Annotated in this window: 16 protein-coding genes; 13 read left to right on the top strand and 3 right to left on the bottom strand. The window is 57.5% G+C overall.

The genetic code is table 11. The features are described 5' to 3' along the window. Positions 1-501: 501 nt before the first annotated feature. Positions 502-924, bottom strand: coding sequence for a DUF721 domain-containing protein (locus tag HY298_07250; protein MBI3850069.1), 423 nt, complete (start codon positions 922-924; stop codon positions 502-504). Positions 925-992: 68 nt separating this feature from the next. After that, positions 993-3053 (bottom strand): beta-galactosidase, encoded by a 2061-nt coding sequence (locus HY298_07255; GenBank protein MBI3850070.1) that lies wholly within the window; start codon positions 3051-3053, stop codon positions 993-995. A 203-nt stretch (positions 3054-3256) separates the two neighbouring features. Between HY298_07255 and HY298_07260 the strand changes: the two genes are divergently transcribed. Both HY298_07260 and HY298_07265 read left to right on the top strand, forming a co-directional pair. Beyond that, positions 3257-5257: a cytochrome c gene (locus tag HY298_07260; protein MBI3850071.1), complete on the top strand. Its 2001-nt coding sequence runs from the start codon at positions 3257-3259 to the stop codon at positions 5255-5257. 90 nt (positions 5258-5347) lie between these two features. After that, positions 5348-6193, top strand: coding sequence for a DUF1080 domain-containing protein (locus tag HY298_07265; GenBank protein MBI3850072.1), 846 nt, complete (start codon positions 5348-5350; stop codon positions 6191-6193). Positions 6194-6659: 466 nt separating this feature from the next. Here HY298_07265 and HY298_07270 read toward each other — a convergent pair whose 3' ends face one another. Further along, a complete protein-coding gene (locus HY298_07270) occupies positions 6660-7145 on the bottom strand; it encodes a YajQ family cyclic di-GMP-binding protein (protein ID MBI3850073.1) in 486 nt (161 codons plus the stop codon). 98 nt (positions 7146-7243) lie between these two features. Between HY298_07270 and HY298_07275 the strand changes: the two genes are divergently transcribed. The 11 genes from HY298_07275 to HY298_07325 all read left to right on the top strand — a co-directional run bounded on the left by HY298_07275 (position 7244) and on the right by HY298_07325 (position 20826). Further along, on the top strand, positions 7244-8392 hold the full coding sequence (locus tag HY298_07275; GenBank protein MBI3850074.1) for a PQQ-like beta-propeller repeat protein: 1149 nt from the start codon (positions 7244-7246) through the stop codon (positions 8390-8392). 295 nt (positions 8393-8687) lie between these two features. Next, positions 8688-9749 carry an NAD-dependent epimerase/dehydratase family protein gene (locus HY298_07280; protein ID MBI3850075.1) on the top strand — a complete coding sequence of 354 codons (1062 nt, stop codon included), beginning with the start codon at positions 8688-8690 and terminating at the stop codon, positions 9747-9749. 13 nt (positions 9750-9762) lie between these two features. Then, on the top strand, positions 9763-10830 hold the full coding sequence (locus HY298_07285; GenBank protein MBI3850076.1) for an NAD-dependent epimerase/dehydratase family protein: 1068 nt from the start codon (positions 9763-9765) through the stop codon (positions 10828-10830). A 62-nt stretch (positions 10831-10892) separates the two neighbouring features. Continuing rightward, positions 10893-12407, top strand: coding sequence for an oligosaccharide flippase family protein (locus tag HY298_07290; protein MBI3850077.1), 1515 nt, complete (start codon positions 10893-10895; stop codon positions 12405-12407). Positions 12408-12674: 267 nt separating this feature from the next. Further along, on the top strand, positions 12675-13388 hold the full coding sequence (locus HY298_07295; protein MBI3850078.1) for a methyltransferase domain-containing protein: 714 nt from the start codon (positions 12675-12677) through the stop codon (positions 13386-13388). Between the two features lie 520 nt (positions 13389-13908). After that, positions 13909-15222 carry a DUF2029 domain-containing protein gene (locus HY298_07300; GenBank protein MBI3850079.1) on the top strand — a complete coding sequence of 438 codons (1314 nt, stop codon included), beginning with the start codon at positions 13909-13911 and terminating at the stop codon, positions 15220-15222. Positions 15223-15398: 176 nt separating this feature from the next. Continuing rightward, the gene (locus tag HY298_07305) at positions 15399-16250 is read left to right on the top strand and encodes a hypothetical protein (protein MBI3850080.1); all 852 of its coding nucleotides are present in this window, start codon (positions 15399-15401) and stop codon (positions 16248-16250) included. Next, on the top strand, positions 16251-17453 hold the full coding sequence (locus HY298_07310; GenBank protein ID MBI3850081.1) for a hypothetical protein: 1203 nt from the start codon (positions 16251-16253) through the stop codon (positions 17451-17453). It begins immediately after the preceding gene. Continuing rightward, a complete protein-coding gene (locus tag HY298_07315) occupies positions 17450-18625 on the top strand; it encodes a glycosyltransferase family 4 protein (protein ID MBI3850082.1) in 1176 nt (391 codons plus the stop codon). Before HY298_07310 ends, HY298_07315 begins: the two co-directional genes overlap by 4 nt. Positions 18626-18985: 360 nt before the next feature. Next, positions 18986-19720 carry a class I SAM-dependent methyltransferase gene (locus HY298_07320; protein ID MBI3850083.1) on the top strand — a complete coding sequence of 245 codons (735 nt, stop codon included), beginning with the start codon at positions 18986-18988 and terminating at the stop codon, positions 19718-19720. Positions 19721-19977: 257 nt separating this feature from the next. After that, positions 19978-20826 (top strand): hypothetical protein, encoded by an 849-nt coding sequence (locus tag HY298_07325; GenBank protein MBI3850084.1) that lies wholly within the window; start codon positions 19978-19980, stop codon positions 20824-20826. Positions 20827-20964 lie beyond the last annotated feature (138 nt).

Raw genomic sequence — 20964 nt, forward strand, 5'->3', positions numbered from 1 at the left:
TCTTAAGCCAGTGTTCGACGGCTTGGCGTTTGAAGCTCTCGTCGTAACGCTTCGGCTCGATGGTCGCAGTGACCGTCGCGGTCTTGGTTTCCTGACGCTCGTGGTGCTTGGTCTTGTTCATGTGCGCTGTTGGTTTAGCGCACCGCCCCCAAGGTGCCTATCAAACCGGGTCAACCCCATTGTTTTTGGGTAGATGGCTTATCGAATCAGTGAGTTCAAAAAAATCCAATATCGAATAGGAGCCTTTCCATTGAACTGTAATCATGAACATTCACCTTCGCATGTGTAGCTTCTTAAGAAGGTAGCGAGGCTCAATTCTACAACCATTCCCATTGCGGAAAATAGCCGTTGGAAAATTCAGAGTCAACCTCGCGCTTGCGTCAATGCAGAGTTGGAGCAATTGCGGCAGCTTGTGGCGGGGGCGTGGGGCGGCTGGCGGAGTTGCAAGTCAATTACACGAACAAAACGTCGTGGCTGCACGCTTCGGAGTCGTCTTTTTTCTCAGCCCACGCGGAAAGAGATGCGCGCGATGAGGTCCTTGCCGAAACTGTGCTGGAGGCGTTCGAGAACTTCGCGGCGGCGATAGCGGACGATTTCATCGAGCCACACGCTGTTGTCCACCGTGACGAACAAGGTGCCTTTGTGAATCCCAGTCGGTTGCGCATGGGCGGCAATGTTCGGGTCGATGAGGTTGTTCCAGACTTTCACCACTTCGGCTTCGGCGCGGCGTTTGTCGATGCGCATGTCCGTCAGCACGCGCGGCATGACGTCGCCGGCGGTGCGGGTGCGGGTAGTCCGAGCTTTTTCCAAGGGCGCAACATCCACGCCGCGCCACGCGGCCAGGACGCGTTGGCGGGCGTTCGGTCGAGGCAGGCTGGAACGGAGCGGGCGGATCGGGAACGGACGATTCATTAAATCTCGCATGAGGAATGGCGAATTATGAATTCAGGAAGTTTTTCTCAGTGCTGGTCTCTGACTTCCGTCTTCCGTCCTCAGCCCTTCGCGGCGGGATGTTCATCCAGAACGAGCACGCCGTGCGGCGGGAGATCATAATTGCCGGTGAACGTGCTGCCGGTGAGGAAATCATGCATCGGTTTGTAGAATTGAATTCGCACCGGTGAGTTCTGGTGGTTGAGCAGGAAGTAGATTTTCGTGTCGGCCTTCTGCCTCATGCTGACTTCCACGGTGTCCGGCACTTTGAGCAGCGGGAAGAGGTTGCAGGTTTGACGCAGCCATACCACGAGGTCGTAGTAAAAATGCTGGTGGCTCATGGTGCCGATATACACGGCCTTCCCCAGACCGAAATTGTTCATGGTGATGGCGGGGCGACCGGCGTAGAAATCCTTGGCATACATCGCCAGCACCTGGCAACCCTTCGGCTCGATGATGTCGCACCAGAGGCGCGCGGGATGCAGATGGCTGGTGGGAAACGCGCCTTTGAAGGTCATGTGGTTCTCCTCGCCCGGCGGCAGTGGGTCGAACTCCAATACCTCCAGTCCGAACAAATCCGTCATGTCGTGCGGGAAACCGGTATCAGACGCCACGTGATGTTCGTCCAACAATCCGGTGTTGAACGTGGCCACGAGCGTGCCGCCGTTCTGCACGTAGAGTTTGAGGCGGTCCACCTCGCCACCCGCCAAGAGGCTGAGTGACGGGGCGATGACGAGTTTGTATTTGGAAAGGTCTTCGGTGGGCCGGGCGAAATCGACCGGGATGTTGCGGTCGTGCAGCCCGCTGTGAAAAAGCTGGATGTGGTCGCGCAGCTTAAAGTATTTGTTGGGCTGCATCGGTTGTTTGAGCGACCACTCGTTTTCGTGCGTGTAGAGGATGCAGGTTTCGGCCACGACCTTGGTGCCTTTGAGGACGGGGGCCAGGAGTTTCACTTCTTCGCCGATCTGGCTGATTTCCTTGTACACGCGGTTGTCGCCGCGGCCGTCATGCGTCAGCACACCGCCGTAAAATTTTTCCGAGCCGATGCGGGGTTGCCGCCAGAAGAAGTAGAGCACGCCGCTGGCGCCCCGCGAGAGTAGTTGATAGGTGAAAAGGCGCACGACACCGGGACGAACGAGCGAATTCACATCCTGCCAGTTGACGTGCCCGGCTTTTTGTTCAATGACCCAGAAGCCCGCGTCGCCATCCGGGGTTCGAATATTTTCTTTTTTCAGCGAACGCATGATGTCGATTTCGCAGGCGTTCTCGGCGGAGCGGGACTTGATGGTCGCGTTGCTGTCCACGGAAACAAAGTCCAGCACGCCGGCCATGTCGAAGTGGTCGAAGTGCCGGGTCAAGGCGCGCAGGTTGGTGGTGACGGGGGCGTTGGGAGTCAGTTCGTGGAGCAGGTCCGTCTGCATTTTGACGTAGGCCACGATGGTGTCGCTGGAGAAGCGCATCCAATCGAGCACCAGCGCCGGATTGTGGACGGTCGGCGCGCGCATCGGCATCGGCACCTGATCCCAGTCCGTCACGATCTGGCTCCAAAAGCGGGTGCCCCAGGCCTCGTTGAGCTTTTGGATGGTCTCGTATTTGGCCTGCAACCACGCGTGCCAGTCGAGCCGTGTCTCCGGGTTGAACGAAAATTCAGTCAGGTGTCCGCCGATGCCGTTGTCGATCTGCCAGCCGATCAACTGCGGATGCTTGCCCAGCGCCGTGGCCATGGCGGTGACGATGCGCTTGGAGTAATCCCAATACACGTCGCTGTTCAGGCAATAGGCGTGACGCGTGCCTTCATGCAGCGGCAGTCCGTTCTCGTCCAGCGGCAGGATGTCCGGATGTTTTCGCGCCAGCCAGATGGGTGGGGCGGCGGTGGGCGTGCCGAGCACCACCTTGATGTTGGCCGACTTCATGACGTCCATCGCGCGCCTGAGCCATTCGAACTCGTATTTGCCTTCCTCCGGTTCGCAGAGTCCCCAGACAAATTCGCCCATGCGGACGACATTGATGCCGGCGGACACCATGAGGTGCGCATCGCGCTGCCAGCGAGACTCCGGCTCTTCAGGCGTGCCGGCGTAGGGGTAAACCCAATGTTCGGGATGATAATCGACTCCAAAATACATAAAGTTCGGTTACGTTGGGCTGCTATTGCCGTCAGTCTAATCCGCGCCATTGCCCTTGCAATCCCAAAATGACAAAAGTTCCTTTTTCGCTGGATTCAGGTTTTGTCCCTCGACTCGTTTGGACAACGTGGGTAGAAAAATCAAAAATTGACGCATCGCTTTATGAAGTGTTCCAACCGCCCGACGTTTGAAACTGCAATCGTATGCCTGAAATAACGCGACCACGCGGGAAGGCGATGCTCCTTGGGCTGTTGATGGCGTCAGCGTCGTGCTCGCTGGTGGCGCAATCGCCGCCCCAAACTGAACCGGGACTGGCGATGACTTGGGCCGGGGCGGACGGGAAAGCGCAACCGGTCGATGTGGTCGTCGTTCCGAATGTCTGGCTTTACGTCCCGTCGGGCAAGTCGCCCAGCCCATTTCTTCCCGCCGGAAAATTCACGGCGACCTGGAGCGGTCAGCTCTCCGTCGAGCTGCGGTCGGACTATGCGTTCCAGGCCGAACTGAACGGGGAACTGAAACTGGAAATCAACGGCGTGACGGTTCTGGAAGTTACCAGCGATGGGAACAAGACTGACGCCAGCAAAACGATTCGTTTGAACAAAGGCACGAATGCGCTCACCGCCACGTTTCGCAACCCGACGCAAGGCGACGCTTTTGTCCGGCTCTGCTGGTTCAACAAGGAGACTCCGCGTGGCCCAATTCCAATGACGGCGTTCAGTCATACTGGCGGGAGCGCAGCCCTGCAACGCACGGAACAACTCCATCTTGGACGTGAACTGTTCATCGAGTTCCGTTGCGCAAAGTGCCATGCCCTTCCGGCGTCGGACCCCGCCATTCCAGAACTGGGCATGGACGCGCCGTCGTTTGAAGGCATCGGTTCGCGTCGCAATTATGAATGGATGGCGCGTTGGATTCTCGATCCCCAAATGCAGCGCCCCACCGCGCACATGCCAAAGATTCTGCGTGGGCCGGCGGCGAAGGCAGACGCGGAGGCTATCGCCGGCTTTCTCGCCGCTCAGAAAGGCGTTTTGTTGCCGAACGATGACAACGCTCCGACTGCTGAACAAAAGGAAGGTGGCAAAAGACTTTTTGAAATCCTGCATTGCGCCGCGTGTCACAACGCCCCGGACATGAGTGAGTCGGACACTGCGAAGATTTCATTGAAGCACCTCCGCTCGAAATTCGCGCCCGGCGCTTTGTCCGAGTTCCTGCTGAAGCCCGCAGCACATTATGCGTGGACCCGGATGCCGAATTTCAAACTTAAGCCCGACGAAGCGAAACAACTGGCCGCGTTCCTCAATTCCGTCGCCGATAAACCCGCGGAGATTTCGGCGCCTAACGACAGCGCAATCAGGGAACGCGGAAAACGGCTGACGCAGACCACGGGTTGTCTGAATTGCCACACGCTGAAACTCGAGAACCAGTTCAAGACAAAGTCGCTGACAGACTTGCCCGCCGACAAGTGGCAATCCGGTTGTCTGGCGGACAAGGCTTCTGACGATTCCAAGTCGCCACTGTTCGCTTTCACCGCGACCGGCCGCGAGGCGTTGCAAGCGTTCGCCGCCACGGATCGCGCTTCGCTCGCACGACACGTTCCAGCGGAGTTTGCGGAGCGACAATCACGTCTGCTCGATTGCCGCGCCTGCCACGGTCAGGTCGAAGAGATTCCGCCGTTCGACATCCTCGGTGAAAAACTGAAGCCGGAATGGATGGCAAGATTCCTTGCCGGAGAGATTTCCTACAAGCCCCGTCCCTGGCTCGAAGCGCGCATGCCGGCGTTCGCTGAACGAGCCGAGTGGTTGGCGCAAGGCTTGGCGACGCAACACGGTTTCCCACCGCAGACTCCAGCCGAGCCAGCCATCGACATGGACGCGGCGAAGGTGGGACAGAAACTCGTCTCGGCGGCGGGCGGCTTTTCTTGCGTCACTTGTCACAGCGTCGGCGACTTCGGTGCGGATCAGGCCTTCGAAACGCCCGGCCTCGACCTTGCCCACAGCGGCGAGCGCCTGCGGCGAAGCTACTTTGAGCGCTGGGTGCGAAACCCCATTCAGATCGATCCCGCCTCGAAGATGCCGGTTTTTTTTGATGAGAACGGCAAGAGTCCCTTGACCGATTTCTACGACGGCGACGGTCCTAAAACCATCAACGCCATCTGGCAATACCTCCGGCTGGGCGACAAAATGCCTCCACCTCCGATGCCGTGAGAGAGTGCGACTGGGTGAATGCTGCGGTTTGCCATCCGCCAAACGCTTGACGTGCCCGACCAGCCCGCGTCTAATCACCCCATCAAACGAATGAAAACCATTGCATTCCTTCGATTCGTCTCGATCTTACAGCTTGCACGAAAAAGCCTGACGGCTGTAGCCGCCGACATAAGAAGGCGGACTTTCCAGACCGAAACTCGACGCGGCTCCGCCTCCTCACGTCGGCGGCTACAGTTTCCGTCTTCGCTCCTGGTCGTTTCTTGTGCGCTTACTCTTACCGCTGCGGAAAACCTAGCGGACACCAAACCGAACCAATTGACCGCTGCTGAAAAAGCCGCCGGTTGGAAATTGCTGTTTGACGGCAAGACCACGCAGGGCTGGCGCAGTTTCAAGAGGCAAACTTTCCCCGATCACGGTTGGGTGGTGGAAGACGGCTGGCTCAAATGCGTCGCCCACGGCAACGGCGGCGACATCATCAGTGCGGATGAGTTCAGCGATTTTGAATTGAGCTGGGATTGGCGGTTGCCGCCCAAAGCCAACAACGGCGTGAAGTATTTCGTCACCGAATCGCGTGACCATGCGCTCGGCCACGAATATCAGATGGTGGACGGCCGGGAAGAAAGCGATCCGATTCACAGCACCGCTTCGTTCTACGCCGTGCTGGCGCCGAAACTGGACAAGCCGTTGAAGCCGACGGGCGAGATCAACCATTCCCGCATCATCGTTCGCGGCAATCACGTCGAGCACTGGCTCAACGGCGCCAAGGTGCTTGAATACGAGTTGGGTAGTGAACAAGTGATGGCGGCCGTGGCCAAAAGCAAATTCAGGAACGTGGAAGGTTTCGGCACAAAGATCAAAGGCCACATCCTGCTCACGTATCACAACGACGAATGTTCGTTCCGCAACCTCAAGATTCGCGAACTGGTGACGCAGTAGCGGCTCAAGGTGCGGCAGCCCTGAAAATCAAATGGGGTCGCCGCTGCAGTCCTATCTCCCAACATCGTCACAGCTTGCGAAGATTTTGGAGCGCGGAATTTATTCCGCTTCAACGTCCGACGGTTCGAGCGGGCGCCGAACTTTCCAGGCGGTACAGCGGAGCGAGAGTCGAAGCGGAATAAATTCCGCGCTCCGCTGCGGTTGCGGCTTGACCGCGCTAAGGATCTGCGTCGTAACCGCCGACGTGAGGGGGAAGTTTGAGGCTGGTTACCTCGTCGCCTACAAGAAAGGCGGAGTCGCAATGCCTCGCGCAAGCGGCCACGTTGCGGATGATAAAACCCAGAGAAGAAGTCATCGTGCCGGAATACAAGCAGGTGTTGGAGATTTAACCGTTGGAGTTCAACCTTCAGGTTGCTTCGGCCAGTGGTCAAACCCCGCCCGACAAGCTAAAGCTTGAACTCCAACATTAATCCCGGAAATTCTGGAATTGCAACGACACCGGAAACTCTTTCGCCCGGATCGCGGCGATGACCGCCTGCAAATCGTCGCGGTTCTTGCCCGTGACGCGCACCTGCTGATCCTGAATTTGCGTCGTGACTTTGAGTTTGGTTTCGCGAATGAAACCGGTGACCTGTTTGGCCACGGCGGGATCGAGTCCTTGCTTGATCTTGATGGATTGCCGCGCGTGGCCGAGCGGCGAAATGTCCGGCTCGCCTCGTTCGACATTCTTGAGGCTGACCTGGCGCTTGGCGAGTTTGCCGATGACGATTTCAACCAGCGCTTTGATTTTGAACTGGTCTTCAGCGGTGAGTTTGATTTCGTTTTTGTCGAGGACGATCTCAGCCTTGCTGCCCTTGAAATCAAAGCGGTTGGCGAGTTCCTTTTTGGCCGTGTTGACGGCATTCTCGATTTCCATCGAGCTGACTTCCGAAACAATGTCGAATGAAGGCATGAGCGGAGTGTAGGCGGGCAGGCAGAAAAGAAAACGCGAAAGTTGATGGGCTTTCGGCGTTGACTGGCGGCGCGTCCGGTCGTTACTTTGCCACACGAATGATTGGAGCAACGAAGCGCTTCGCTCACGTTTTGGTTTTTCTGGCGCTGGTGATACGGCCGGGCACCAGTCCTGCCGAGCACGCCACGACCAACGAATGGGCAACAGCGATTAGGTCCCCCAGTGATTCTTCGCCGGCTGTGGGCGACGATGGAACGATTTACTTCGGCACGTTCAACGGAAAATTATGGGCGCTCGATTCCCACGGATCTCGCGAATGGGTTTTCCAGACGGGTATCGAAATCAAATCCGCGCCGGCGATCGGCAAGGACGGGACGGTTTATTTCGGTTGCCGTGACCGGAGATTTTACGCGCTGCGGGCCGACGGACAAAAGCGATGGGAATTCAAAACCGGCGGTTGGGTGGACTCCTCCCCCGCATTGGCGCAGGACGGCACCATCTGCTTTGGTTCGTGGGACGAAAAGTTTTATGCGCTGAATCCGGACGGCACGAAGCGATGGCAGTTCCAGACCGGCGGCCCAATCGTCTCTTCACCCGCGATTGATACCAACGGCATCATCTACTTCGGGTCGCATGACCGCAAGTTTTACGCTTTGTCGCCGGGCGGAGAGAAGAAATGGGAATTCGCCACGCGCGGAGCGATTATTTCCTCCCCGGCCTTGGACTGGGACGGGAATATTTTCCTCACGTCGGTGGACGGTTACTTCTACACGCTTGATCGCGACGGCCATTTGCGTTGGAAACTCCATACTGCGAGTATCTCCGAGTCGTCGCCCGTGATCGGTACGGATGGGAAGATTTATGTCGGTGCGAACAAGTATCTGTGGGCCATCACCCCCGATGGCAAGAAGAAATGGGATCGGGGCGAGGAGGACATAGATTCGGCGCCGGCGATTGCGGCGGACGGCACCGTGTATTTCATTTACCGCGGCGGCTTGCTCAATGGCTACAATCAGGATGAGACTTTGGGGGATCGTTGGTGGAAATGGACCTACTATTTGTATTACAACGGATATGCCTCGCCATCCATCGGGGCCAACGGATCGATATATCTGCCAGGCATAACGTCCGATTTCACAATGTGCTTTATCGCGGTGAAGGGCGATGCGCCGCTCGCGAAAGCGCCCTGGCCGAAATTCCGCGGCAATCTGCGGAACACCGGCAATTTGAGTGACTCCGTGCGGTAGCAGCCCGTTCAATCGGTAGCCGCCGAGGTCACGAGGCGGAAGGATGATCGCAACTTGCTTGCGGGGAATCCGCATTTCCACGTCGCCGGAGCGCGGACAGCCTTGTCCGCAAGTTCCCGAAAGCTTGAAGTCAGCACGCGGACAAGGCTGTCCGCGCTCCGCAGCGACGAGGGTACAATGCCGGGCGACGGGTTGTGGGGGTACTCCTCACGGCTTCGGTTGTCGCGTCCGATTACGCCCCACAACTCCTTTTCTCATTGATTTCAAAACCACGCCGTCACAGTCTATGCCCACAATGAGCAAAGTTTGTCTGGTGACCGGCTCCTCCGGTCTCATTGGTTCCGAAGTGGCGGTGTTTTTCCACGAGCGCGATTTTGCCGTCCATGGGGCCGACAACAATCAACGCGAAGCTTTTTTCGGTCCGCAGGGCAACACCCGGTGGAATCAGGAACGCCTCATCCGGCAGTTGCCGCGCTTTACGCATCATGAACTGGACATCCGCGACCGAGCCGGTGTGCTGCAACTGGTGGAGACACTCAGGCCCGCCGTCATCATTCACACAGCGGCCCAGCCCTCGCACGACCTCGCAGCGCAGATTCCGTTCGACGATTTCGACGTGAACGCCGTGGGCACGCTCAACCTGCTCGAAGCGGCGCGCCGGTTTTGTCCGGAATCGCCCTTCATCCACATGTCCACGAACAAGGTTTATGGCGACCGGCCCAACACGATTCCGTTGCAGGAATTGGAAACGCGCTGGGACTACGCCGACCCGCAGTTCGCGCAGGGAATACCGGAGAGTTTCTCGATCGACCAGTCCAAGCATTCGCTGTTCGGGGCGTCGAAGGCGGCGTCGGACTTGATGGTGCAGGAGTATGGACGTTATTTCAACCTGCCCACGGGTTGTCTTCGCGGTGGTTGTCTGACCGGCCCCAACCACAGCGGCGTGGAGTTGCACGGATTTCTCAGCTACCTGGTCAAGTGCAACCTCGAAGGGAAGGAATATAAAATTTTTGGTTACAAGGGCAAACAGGTGCGCGACAACATCCACTCGCAGGACGTGGCGCGGTTCATGTTTGAATTTTATCAATCGCCGCGCTGTGGTGAAGTTTACAACCTCGGTGGCGGGAAAAATAATTCCTGCTCGATCCTCGAAGCCTTCCAGATGGCCGAGACCTGCACGGGCCGGAAACAAATTTCCACCTACGTCGATCAGGCCCGCGCGGGCGACCACATTTGTTACTACAGCGATCTGCGCAAGATGAAGGCGCATTATCCCAAGTGGGACATCACGCGCAACCTTTCGCAAATCTTCCACGAAATCGCCGTGTCGTGGCGTGAACGCCTGGCCGCGACGTGAGGTCCAACTTCGAATGCGCATTTTGATCACAGGCATTTGCGGGTTCGTCGGCAGCACGCTGGCCCGCGGCCTGCGCGAGGGCTGGCCGGCCTGGGAAATCGTGGGCATCGACAACTACCTGCGCGCGGGCAGCGAGCGGAACCGGCTCGCCCTGCGCGCCCTCGACGTGAAAGTTTTTCATGGCGACATCCGCAGTTCGACAGACCTGGAGAGCATCCCCCGCTGTGACTGGATCATTGACGCGGCGGCGAACCCGAGCGTGCTCGCCGGCGTGGATGGCAAGACCAGCAGCCGGCAACTCATCGAGCACAATCTCGGCGGCACCGTCAATCTGCTCGAACTGGCGAAAGCCTGGCGCGCCGGCCTGATCATGCTCAGCACCAGTCGCGTTTATTCGGTGCGCCAGCTCGCGGCGATTCCGGTTGAGTCAAAAGGCGGCGGCTTCGACCCAACCCCGGCGGCGAATCAGATTGCCGGCTTGAGTACGCAGGGCGTGCAGGAAACCTTCTCGACCGCGCCGCCCGTCTCGCTTTACGGGAGTTCCAAGCGCGCTTCGGAAATCCTGGCATGCGAATACGCGGAGGCTTTTGATTTACCGATGTTCATCAATCGCTGCGGCGTGCTGGCGGGCGCCGGGCAGTTCGGCAAAATTGATCAGGGGATTTTTTCGTTCTGGATTCATTCCTGGCACGGCCGGCGTCCGTTGAAATTCATCGGGTTCGATGGAACGGGTCAACAGGTGCGCGATTGCCTGCACGCGCGCGACCTGCTGCCGCTGTTGACCAAACAGATGATAGATTCGCGCAAAGACGCGCCCCGCATCATGAACATCAGCGGCGGTATTGGCCAAAGCGCTTCGTTGCGGCAATTGAGCGCGTGGTGCGAGCAACGGTTCGGCAAACGCGAAATTGCATCGGACAAAACCACGCGACCGTTTGATGTGCCGTGGCTGGTGCTCGACTCGACGCTGGCGTCGCAAACCTGGGGCTGGCAGCCGCAAACCCCGCTTGAGATGATCTGGTCTGAAATCGCCGATCACGCAGAACAAAATCCAGACTGGTTGGATGCAACAATGGATTAGCGCGTGGCAGTTTTGAGACTTCATTTACGTTGGTTGGCGCGAGTGCTCTTTCCGGCATGACCATGCAGCGACAGTTTTTGTGGAGCATGGCGCCGCTGGTGGTGGTCACCGTCGTGAACATTTTTTCCGTGCCGTTGTTCTTCCGTTTCCTGGGCGATGAGCGGTACGCGGTTTTGGGTTATGTGGCTACTTTCAGCGGCATGTTTGGGCTGGCGGATCTGGGTTTGGGCGTGGCGGTCGGACGCTACATCGGCGTGGCACTTGGGAGTGATGATCACGCTTCCGTGCGGGAATACTGGGCCACCGGCAATCTGATCGCCATTCCATTGGTGGCATGCATGGCGCTGGTTTTCTCCCTCGTGGGAGTCACGTTCGGCCACAAGTGGTTTAACGTATCGCCCGCGAATGAAGGGCTGTTGCGCGCGTGTTTTTTCGCGGGCGGGTTCGGCCTGTTCCTTGAATACTACGGGCAATTTTGGAACTTCCTGTTGCAGGCGCATCTAAAGTTCAAATTCATCGGCGCGTTAAAAACCGGGACTAGTCTGTTGCAAATTATTCCCTCCGTCATCCTCGCCTGGCTCACCAAGAACCCGCTGCTCATTGTCCTTTGGAGTGTGTTCATCGGGCTGGTGCAGTTGGGCCTGTTGGTGTGGCACGCGCGTCGCCGTCTCAATCTGGGTTTCGACCTGCGGGAGGCCCGGTGGGTTCGCGCTCGTGAGATGGCCGCGTTCACCGGGAAAACTTTTGCCACGCTGATTGCCAGCTCGCTCCTCGGAACCATTGACCAGGTGATTCTCGGCCGGCTGGCGCCGGCGGCCGACTTCGCGAATTACAAAAACTGCGCTGTGAATGTCGGGGGGCGCTTGCAGGGCTTGGGCTTCGCGATCATGGGCCCGGTTGCCTATAACACCAGCCATGCCGTGGGAGGTGGACGCGGCGCATCGCCAGCCGCCATTTACAACGAGACGTTCAATTTCGTGTTTGGCTGGTACCTGCTGGCCGCGGTTTGGACGGCGGTGTGGCATCCGATTGCGCTTCGGCTGTGGCTCGGGGAAGCACGTGCCTTGCAGGTCGCGCCGATGTTCACGCCCATCATCATTGCCTTTTGTCTTACCGGGATCGCGACCATTTCCGCCGCGCAGTTGGGGCCGTTGAACCGCATGGGGATGGCGTTCGGCTTCAAACTCGCCGCGGGCCTGCTGCTCATGGCCGGAGTCTATGTTGGATGGCATCTGGGCGGGATGGTGGGTGTGGTTTATGGATTTCTCTGCAGCCGGGTCGTCTTTCTCGCCCAAGACCTGTATGTGATCCGGCTGGTGAAGGCGGGTGGCTGGCTGGCCGTCCGCACGTGGCTAACCGTGGCCGGGCAGTGTCTCGTAGGGGCCGGGTTTGCGCTGGTGTATCTGGTACTGCCGCAGAATTCACTCTGGGTGCTGCCGTTTGCGGTCTTGCACGGCGTTCTGGTCGCTGTCTGGTTGCTGCGGCATCGCTTGGGTCAACTGGTGCCCTCCTTGGCCGGAATCTTTCCAATGCGCGACCGCCCAGCCGTGAAATCAGTCTCCAACCGTGAGCCTTGACACGCGACCGGGAGAATCTGTCCGTGAAACCCAACGGTGAATGTAACGCTGGAGTTGCAACGGACTGATGACTTCCTATTCGGATAGAACACGACGCGGCATGACAACATTATTGCAATGCACCGCTGATCCCCGCACAGTTTCTTTGAATGATTGTCATTCCATTCCTGGGCTGGTGGAGTTGCAAATGTCTGGAGTTTACCGGCGTGCGGGACACCGTTGACGATGAGGTTGATTAAATCACTGGCCACAATTGGCAGGTCAGATATGAATGATACATATAATCGAGGGCGCGAGATAGAAGAAGGGGGGAGCGGCGTCAAAGCTTTGCTTCGGCGAAAACTTCCTCCCGAGGTGGTTGATCTGTACCGGAGCACATACAAGGCAGTCCGGGATTTTGTCGTACGGCGGCGGGCTCGCCGGGGTTTCCGGTGGCGGCTGCGACAGGGAGGCCCGCTTTGGCTCGACCTTGGAGCGGGGCGCGTTCCTGGCCGGAACGGCTGGACCACGGTTGACGGGGAAAAAGGCGCGGACATCCAATTCAACCTGCTGAACCGTTTCCCTTTGCCGGATGAAAGTGTGGAAAAGATTTATTCCTCCCATGCCCTGGAACATTTCTTTTACGTGGAAATGATGGGCCTGCTGCGGGAGTGTCATCGAATCTTGAAACCCGGCGGCACCATTTCCATTTGTGTCCCGGACGCGACCATCTACATTGCGGGCTACCAGAATCCGGAACCCATGCGCGAGCGGGAGGCAGGATTCTTTCAGACCGCGTTCCACTATCACACGCCCATCGATTACTTGAACTACATCGCTTATATGTGGAACGACCACCGGCATCTGTTTGATGAGTCCAATCTGATCGCGATCCTCCGAGCCGCCAGTTTTCAGGATGTCATTCGCAGAGACTTTGATCCCGCTTTGGATCTGCCGGCAAAGCGACATGAATCCATCTATGCAACTGGCCGGAAACCGTAGCATCTCTCCATGCGCTTTGTGAACGCCGAGCCGATGAATCTCGGCAAGTCTCTCATGATGCGGTCGGTGCCGGTACTGGATCGGGTGCAGGTCAGATTGGTGCGGCATGTTTAGCGCGGCTTCGTGGCAAGCACGCCTGCGAGAATTGCGAATGCGACACAGCGTCTGGCGAACGAGGGCGCGACACCAGATGAACGCCGCCGCCCGAGGGCATATCCGAACTTTGGCTGACCTGGTAGTTTACACAGCGCGAATCGAACAAATTTATTGCGCGCCTCCAGAAGGCCAGGATAATGTTTTGGAGTCGGACGATTTATCGCGCGCAAAGAGCGGCGGTTTATCTGCACGAAATTGGCACAGCGTGCGTTCTATCATCGGGTTGGTCTCCACCCAGTTCATACGAGCCATTTGCGGACGTGCGGTTTGAACATTGTTTTCTCTGCTTCCTCCTTTACATCACCTCGGGGGCCTTTAAATTACCGCACTGTATTCAATTTGGTAAATCGCCTTTTCTTACACGATGAGTGTTCTGCGTGCCCTGTCCAAGCGTCTTGGCAACTGGCTTGCCCGCACATCCAGATTCGACGGGCGTATCCTTGTGGCGTCCTTTGTGGGTCTGTATTTATTGATCATTGGCTTGGCGGCATGGGGCGGGGTAGCAACGCAAGCTTGGAAAGTTTTTGGCGTCGGTTCAATGAAACCTGCATTCGCCGACGCAAGGGTGGTTACCGTAGGCTGGGAAAATTATCGTCGCGGATTCAATCCCCTTTACCTGAATCCAGGCGATTCCGGGGCTAATGTGTTGAATTATCCGCGGATTTGGTTATTGCCGTCCTGTTTTGGCTGGGGAGAGCGACATACAGTGTGGGTGGCCTGTTCAGCCGCGGCCGCTTACTTCCTTATGGTTTTGCTAGTGGCGGGGCCACTGACGCGAGGCGAAGCATTTGTTTGGACACTGCTGTTGTGCGCACCTGCAGCAATGCTGGCGGTTGAAAGAGGTAACAACGATCTGGTGGTATTCACGGTTCTGGTTCTGGGACTCTTGCTGCTGCAGCGGCATCGCCTAACCGCGTACGGGTTGCTGTTGCTGGCCGCACTGCTGAAACTTTACCCGGTCGTCGCACTTGTCGCGGTGATCCGCGAGCAAAAGTACCGCGCTTTAGTTGTTCTGGGGAGTCTGGCGTTCATTTTTGTCTCTTACATTTTTTTGACGCTATCGGACATCGTCCAGATATCTTCGTGCACCCCTCGCCCAACTTTCTGGGCTTACGGTTGCATGACGTTCGCCGATAAGATTTCCGAGTCGCTTCGGTTTCGGGGACATCACATTGGTGTTTGGCCTCGAGCGCTGGCAATGCTGGCGGTCGTGGCCGTGAGTGTTGTTGCCATTCGGTCGGGCCGGAGGATTCGCCAACAAAACCGTGACACTTCGTTCAGCCTCGATGGCTTCAGGGCCGGGGCAGCAGTTTATTTGGGTACTTTTTTGATTGGAAATAATTGGATTTACCGGCTAATTTTCCTGCTGTTGGCGATACCGCAATTGTTGGCCTGGATCAAGAAGGACAAGGAACGGCAATTCATTTCGGCGGTGTGTGTTGTCTGCTTGCTCGGGACAATGTGGTCTCCCTTGTTGCTTCTCAAGGCATGGCCGTTAAGATTCATCATTATGCCGCCTGTAGAAGTGGCCAATTGGACACTCTTTGGCGGATTGATTGTACTGTTCTACGCGAGCCTGCCAAGTTGGGTAGTCGAATTTCTCCCGTTCCGGCTGTCAACGCAGGAAAGCCGCAATGCGCAGGCGCGGACCGTGATGAGTTCAACGATGCATCCGTGAGCGGAAGTGCCGATACGGCGGACATTTTTGTTGAGCCGTGCCTGCTTTCTGCAGGATCGTTTAAGAAAATGAATCAAGCATTAAAACGGAAGGCCCGGCACTTCAGCCATCCTCCTCATGCGTTACCGATTACACGCGAGTTTCGACGCGATTCCTCTTCGGCGCTGGCTTGAACCATGCCCTCCACATCCTTAGTTGTTTGTATCCATGGTCAGCGTGAGTTACTCCAGCGACTCCTTGATCGCTCCTTCGGCTGCTATGACGACCTTGTTGTTTCCCACGATGGGCCGGATGAGACCAACGTGCGCGAAATCGTGGAGGAGTTTGGAGGCCGATTCTTCGAGCATCCGCGCATTGGCTCGCCCGAAGGACAAGGTCCATTTGCCTGGGCGCAGGCGAAACACGACTGGATTCTCCGATTTGACGCGGATGAATTTCCGAGCGACGAAATGAAAACGTGGCTGAACAATTTTCGCCGGCAGGCGCAACCGCCCGAAGCGATTTCCGGCTATACGTGCATCTGGCCGCTGTGGGACGGCACTCACACGGTTTCCCGAAAATGGCCGGCGGGACGAATTTTTTTGCTCGATCGCAGGTGTGTGAAGTTCTTTGGGCTGGCGGAGCAGGTGCCTTTTGCGGACGGACGTTACGAGCCACTCGATCTGGTGCTGCACCATCAGCCGCCGCGAAAGTCATACGGGCTGCACAATCTGCTTGTCCGCAGGGAAGCCTATCGCTGGCGGACATTGCGGGCGGCGGGGCTGCAAGGCAAGCCCACGGATCTGCCAACATGGCGATGGACCAGCGAAGTTTGGCCGCCGATGTGGCAGAATCTGCGCGAACGCCCGTTTCGTAGCGCCATGGTCGGGCTGATCCGCGGTACACTGGCGTGCTTGCGCGACCAATGGCGGAGCGAGCACCGGTTTTACCCTTTGGGGGCGATCGTTGGACCGATTCACTATGCGATGATTGCATTCGAGTACTGGAGGGTGCGCCGGAGAAGAATTCGCGCAGAGAAGAAAAAATAAATGTCCGGCGATTTTCCAAAACTGCTCGTCGCCACCGAATTTCCCCCCAACGCCTCCGGTGGCGGTCCAGCCGTCGTCCGCCAGATGCTCAAGGGCTGGCCGGTGGAGAAGTTGTGTTGGTGGAGTTGTCTGCCGGATCATGACCAACTCTTCGGTCAGAAAACCGCGGCCCATCGCGTTGCAACCATCCCGTCGCGGCTGTATCCCCACCGACGTTGGCCACAGGCGAAATCCTGGGTTCTGGAGCACGTCTGGACGCGTTGGGCCGCGCGTCATGTAAAAAAAACAATCACCGCACTCCAACCGGAAGCGGTGTGGGTGATTCCACATGCCTGGGCGATTCCACCCCTGGCGCGCGTTTTGCAACCCGGCAATATAGTTTTCCACACCTCCGTCCACGACTACCCTGACACGGGCAGCCGCGTCGAGCGATTTGGCCTTGCGCGCAGCCGCTGGATGGCAAGTCTGGTGGATAGGCTCTATTCGAGCGCGACGACCCGGGATGCGATTTCGCAGCCGATGATTGCCGACCTTCGTGCACGCACGGGCAGCGCGGCGGCGCAGATAGCGCGCGCCGGGCTGGAGGAAGAAGATTTTGCCTGGCTATCGCATAAGCCCGATGAGCGTATCGAGGAACTCCGGATCGCTTATGCGGGCACGATCATTGCCGAGGAAGCGTTCGGCATTTTTGTCGAAGCACTGTCGCGAATTCGAAAGCAGTTGCTGTTGCCGGTTTCGCTGGAGCTTTTTGGGAATGATTCCTATCGCGCGCGCCAATGGTTCGATCCGTCCTGGATGCGCGAGCGCGACAATCTGGCTGAACCGGCGCTTACAGACGCAATGCGGAAATGTGCGTGGGGCTTTTCACCCATGTCGCTGACAGATGACGACCCGCGCTACAACCGCTACAGTTTTCCGACCAAGTTCATCAGTTATCTTGCCGCGGGACTGCCGGTGATTACGCTGGGTCATCGGAACAGCAGTGTGGTGCAAATGGCCGAAGCGTACGGCGTTGGTCTTTGCACGCAGACGAGCGACGTGCAAAAACTGGCGGCGGAATTGTTGACGGCGCTTTCGCAGCGGGAGGCGGTTTCGGCGTATCGCCCGGCCATCGTGCGGTGCGCGAGGGCCGAGTTCGACGCGCGAAAAATGCGTGCGGTGCTCCACGAGTGTTTGCGCAAGTGCGCCCAGAACAAAGCATGAAGATTGCGCTTCTTACCACGGACAACCGGTGGCCGTTTAACGAATACTACAAAGAAACTCCGTGGTTCGGCATGGCGCCGGAGGCGTTGTTGCAAGGATTTGTCGGAATACCGGACTTGGAAGTGCATGTCGTGTCGTGCATCCGCAAGCCGGTCAAATCGCCTGAGAAGCTTGCCGAGAACATCTGGTTTCATAGTCTGTACGTGCCGAAGTTTGGCTGGATGCGAACGGGTTATCAGGGTTGCATTCGAGTGGTGCGGCGGCGGCTGAGGTTGATTAAACCGGACCTTGTTCACGGGCAGGGCACCGAGGCGGAGTCGGCCATTTGCGCGGCGTTTTCGGGTTTTCCCAATGTGATCACGCTTTTGGGAATCATGAAGGAGATGGCGCGAATCTTGAACGCGCATCCCGGCAGTTTTTACTGGATGGCCTCGCTGCTGGAGAGCCTGGCGCTCCGGCGCACGGCAGGCGTGCTGTGCAACTCAAGGTTTACGGAAGCGCAAGTGCGCGGGCGCACGCCTAAAACCTGGCTTGTGCCCAACGCGGTTCGCGAAGTTTTTTTTGAAAAACCGCTCGCGCCTGCGCGCCCCGGTCGATGCACATTGTTGAATGTCGGATCGATTAGCAGCTACAAGCGACAGAACGAACTGCTGGATGTGGCGGAGCAATTGCACGCGGAGGGACTGGACTTCCAACTCGAATTTGTCGGGCAGGCGTCCACAAGCGATCCTTACGTCGCGCGTTTTTTGTCACGAGTTCAAAACCAGCCGCGCGTGACCTTCCACGGTTTCAAATCCATGTCCGAAGTGATGGAGTTTTATGATCGTGCTTCAGCTTTGGTGCATGTTTCGGCGGTGGAATCTTTCGGGTTGGTCGTGGCGGAGGCACTTTCGCGCAATCTCAAGTTCATCGGTTTCAACTCCGGAGGCGTGGCTGACATCGTGGCGGGCGTGGAAGGTGCGGAGTCTTTCCGCGATGGCGATTGGACGGGCGTCAAGTCGGCCCTCCGCCGCTGGATACAAACCGGCGCCGCGCGTCCGGGCACCGCCGCGGCCACGATGCGGCAGCGGTATCATCCGACGAACATCGCGCGGCAGCACGTCCAGGTTTACTGCGATGTGCTTGGTCGGATCGGCGAGCCGCCCTGTCAGAAGCGTCAATCCGCGACGTAGCCGCCGACGTGAGGAGGCGGATTCTGAAATCCGAAATCCGAAATCCGAAATGCTGTCCGCCTCGTTACCTCGGCGGCTGCGTCTTGAACGGACTCTTGCGATCGCGGCGCACTCGGAGAGACGCGACCTCCCCTCAACGGGGATTTAACCTTTCGCACTTGCGTCGCGCGAAATTCCGCCACTAACATCTTTCACCTTAGAGCGTGTGCGGAAATGCTATGACGAGCGGATTCCACCGATTGGTGTCCACGCTTTAGCGTGCGTTGGTCGCGTTTGCCGGCTAAAGCCGGGACACCAAGCGGCTTGTCCGTACACGCGCTTACTAACGGTGAATCTATTTTGAAGCAGAACTGCGACATTATGCCAGAGCAGACAATTGAAGGTCAGTTGAATGCGACCGAACGCCGCCTTTTGATGCAGGCCATCCGCGAAGCCGCGGTGAAGCCAAAAGTCGTGATTGAGGTTGGCACCTGGTTTGGGGGTGGAAGCACGTTGCATATCCTCCGTGCCTTGCAGCAAAATGGAGCGGGGCATTTGTGGGGCATCGAAGCTGACCGGTCGGTGTACGAGCAGATGCTGACCAATCTACGAGCCGCGGCACCTGAAGCGTGCAGTCGCTTTACACCGCTGTTTGGATTCTCGCAGGACGTGATTCCACAATGGCTCGCCGAGCAAGGGCGGGGAGTGATGGTGGACTTCGCGTTCCTGGATGGGAGTAACAACCCAGGCGAACAGATCACGGAGTTTCATCTGCTCGATTCACACATCCCCGTGGGCGGTCAACTCATGGCGCATGACGCCAAATTGCGCAAAGGGAAATGGCTGGTGCCTTACCTGTCGCGCTTGGACAACTGGCGGACTGAACTCCATGACGTGAGCGACGAAGGATTGTTCCATGCCCGCAAGGTCGCGGCCCAACCCTCGCCGGCGAGTTTGCGTGCGGCGAAAGCCAGGTTGTTGAGTCTGCGTTGTAATCCCGTGGAAATCACCGCTGCGATACTACCGTCGGCGATCTGCGGTTTTTTTCTGCGGCTTCTGCCGTGGCATCTGGCCAGGAGGCTTTCGGACGGACGCAAGCGTGCACTGCCCCCGTAGCACCGACTTCCAAGTCGGCTGTGTCGCAGATTTCCAAATCCGCGAATCTTGAAAGGTTCAACGGGAGCCAAGGTTTCAATGCGCTGCCGATTAGGAAATCGGCGATACAGCAGGTTTGGAAACCTACGCTACGGTTGCGGTGCTCCCCTTTGTCCGCAGGGTTGTTCTGCTTGAATGCAACAATCCACTCTGGCAGACTCCGTGACGTGTCGCCGCTGCCGCCTTACTCTCACATGAACCACTTACCCAAATCCGGAATGGCGGATCGACCACTGCAAATTGTCACCGCCTGTCGGGCGCGCGATCTGGCGGTGCTGGAAATTACTGCCCGCAAGCTGCGCGAAACCGTGCCGTTCTGGAAACTCCACGTGGTTGCGCCGGACAAGGATTGTCGCCGCATCCGGTCGCGACTTGTTGGTGACGTGCAGGTGATTGCGGAGAATGAATTCATCCCAGGCATGACGATTGAAGCATTACGGGAACTCAAGGTCCCTTATTTCCCGAAGGCGGCGGGATGGTATTTCCAGCAACTCTTGAAGTTGCAATTCGCCTTCGTCGAACCGGAGGAGGATTATTACCTGATTTGGGATGCTGACACCGTGCCTTTGAGACCGATGCGGTTTTTCGATTTGGAAGGTCGCATGCTGCTCACGAAAGCGACCGAACACCACGCTCCATATTTCGAGACCTATCGAAGGTTGTTTGCGTCCGAACCCGACCGCGAGTTTTCATTTATCGCTCAGCACATGCTGGTTCAAAAGTCGATCGCCCGTGAAATGCTTGGCCGGATTGAACAACGAATCGGCGGGAGTGGGAACTGGGCGTGGAAAATCATGCGGTCGCTACCCGAAACAGGCGACAACCTTTTCAGCGAATACGAAACGTATGGACACTATGTAAAGAACCACTGTCCCGAACGGGTGGTTTTTGTGGAACGTCCCTGGCAACGCAGATTTCAACCAGGTTTTGGACGCCGGATTCCTTCGGAAAGAGAAATGCAAGTTTTGGCGCGAGACTTCGACTACGTGGCGTTCGAACTGGCGACTCAAGGCTGGCGGCGCTTGGTCAAGCCCCTGCTGGCTCGGCTCCGCGCGGTCCATCGTTAATAAAAAACAAATCCTCCAGCTCTGCTGGACAGGGTTGGGGAATCCACAAGTCATGTGTCCGAGGACACAAGCCCTGTGTCAGAGGACACAAGCCCTGTGTCAGAGGACACAAGTCATGCACTTGGATTCTCCTCAGCT

Source organism: Verrucomicrobiota bacterium (assembly GCA_016200005.1).
Lineage (GTDB): Bacteria > Verrucomicrobiota > Verrucomicrobiia > Limisphaerales > PALSA-1396 > PALSA-1396.

What these genes read in the sequence shown, in the direction of transcription:
- HY298_07250 (MBI3850069.1), bottom strand. Translation starts at nt 924, where the DNA reads ATGCGAGATTTAATGAATCGTCCGTTCCCGATCCGCCCGCTCCGTTCC.
- HY298_07255 (MBI3850070.1), bottom strand. Translation starts at nt 3,053, where the DNA reads ATGTATTTTGGAGTCGATTATCATCCCGAACATTGGGTTTACCCCTAC.
- HY298_07260 (MBI3850071.1), top strand. Translation starts at nt 3,257, where the DNA reads ATGCCTGAAATAACGCGACCACGCGGGAAGGCGATGCTCCTTGGGCTG.
- HY298_07265 (MBI3850072.1), top strand. Translation starts at nt 5,348, where the DNA reads ATGAAAACCATTGCATTCCTTCGATTCGTCTCGATCTTACAGCTTGCA.
- HY298_07270 (MBI3850073.1), bottom strand. Translation starts at nt 7,145, where the DNA reads ATGCCTTCATTCGACATTGTTTCGGAAGTCAGCTCGATGGAAATCGAG.
- HY298_07275 (MBI3850074.1), top strand. Translation starts at nt 7,244, where the DNA reads ATGATTGGAGCAACGAAGCGCTTCGCTCACGTTTTGGTTTTTCTGGCG.
- HY298_07280 (MBI3850075.1), top strand. Translation starts at nt 8,688, where the DNA reads ATGAGCAAAGTTTGTCTGGTGACCGGCTCCTCCGGTCTCATTGGTTCC.
- HY298_07285 (MBI3850076.1), top strand. Translation starts at nt 9,763, where the DNA reads ATGCGCATTTTGATCACAGGCATTTGCGGGTTCGTCGGCAGCACGCTG.
- HY298_07290 (MBI3850077.1), top strand. Translation starts at nt 10,893, where the DNA reads ATGCAGCGACAGTTTTTGTGGAGCATGGCGCCGCTGGTGGTGGTCACC.
- HY298_07295 (MBI3850078.1), top strand. Translation starts at nt 12,675, where the DNA reads ATGAATGATACATATAATCGAGGGCGCGAGATAGAAGAAGGGGGGAGC.
- HY298_07300 (MBI3850079.1), top strand. Translation starts at nt 13,909, where the DNA reads ATGAGTGTTCTGCGTGCCCTGTCCAAGCGTCTTGGCAACTGGCTTGCC.
- HY298_07305 (MBI3850080.1), top strand. Translation starts at nt 15,399, where the DNA reads ATGCCCTCCACATCCTTAGTTGTTTGTATCCATGGTCAGCGTGAGTTA.
- HY298_07310 (MBI3850081.1), top strand. Translation starts at nt 16,251, where the DNA reads ATGTCCGGCGATTTTCCAAAACTGCTCGTCGCCACCGAATTTCCCCCC.
- HY298_07315 (MBI3850082.1), top strand. Translation starts at nt 17,450, where the DNA reads ATGAAGATTGCGCTTCTTACCACGGACAACCGGTGGCCGTTTAACGAA.
- HY298_07320 (MBI3850083.1), top strand. Translation starts at nt 18,986, where the DNA reads ATGCCAGAGCAGACAATTGAAGGTCAGTTGAATGCGACCGAACGCCGC.
- HY298_07325 (MBI3850084.1), top strand. Translation starts at nt 19,978, where the DNA reads ATGGCGGATCGACCACTGCAAATTGTCACCGCCTGTCGGGCGCGCGAT.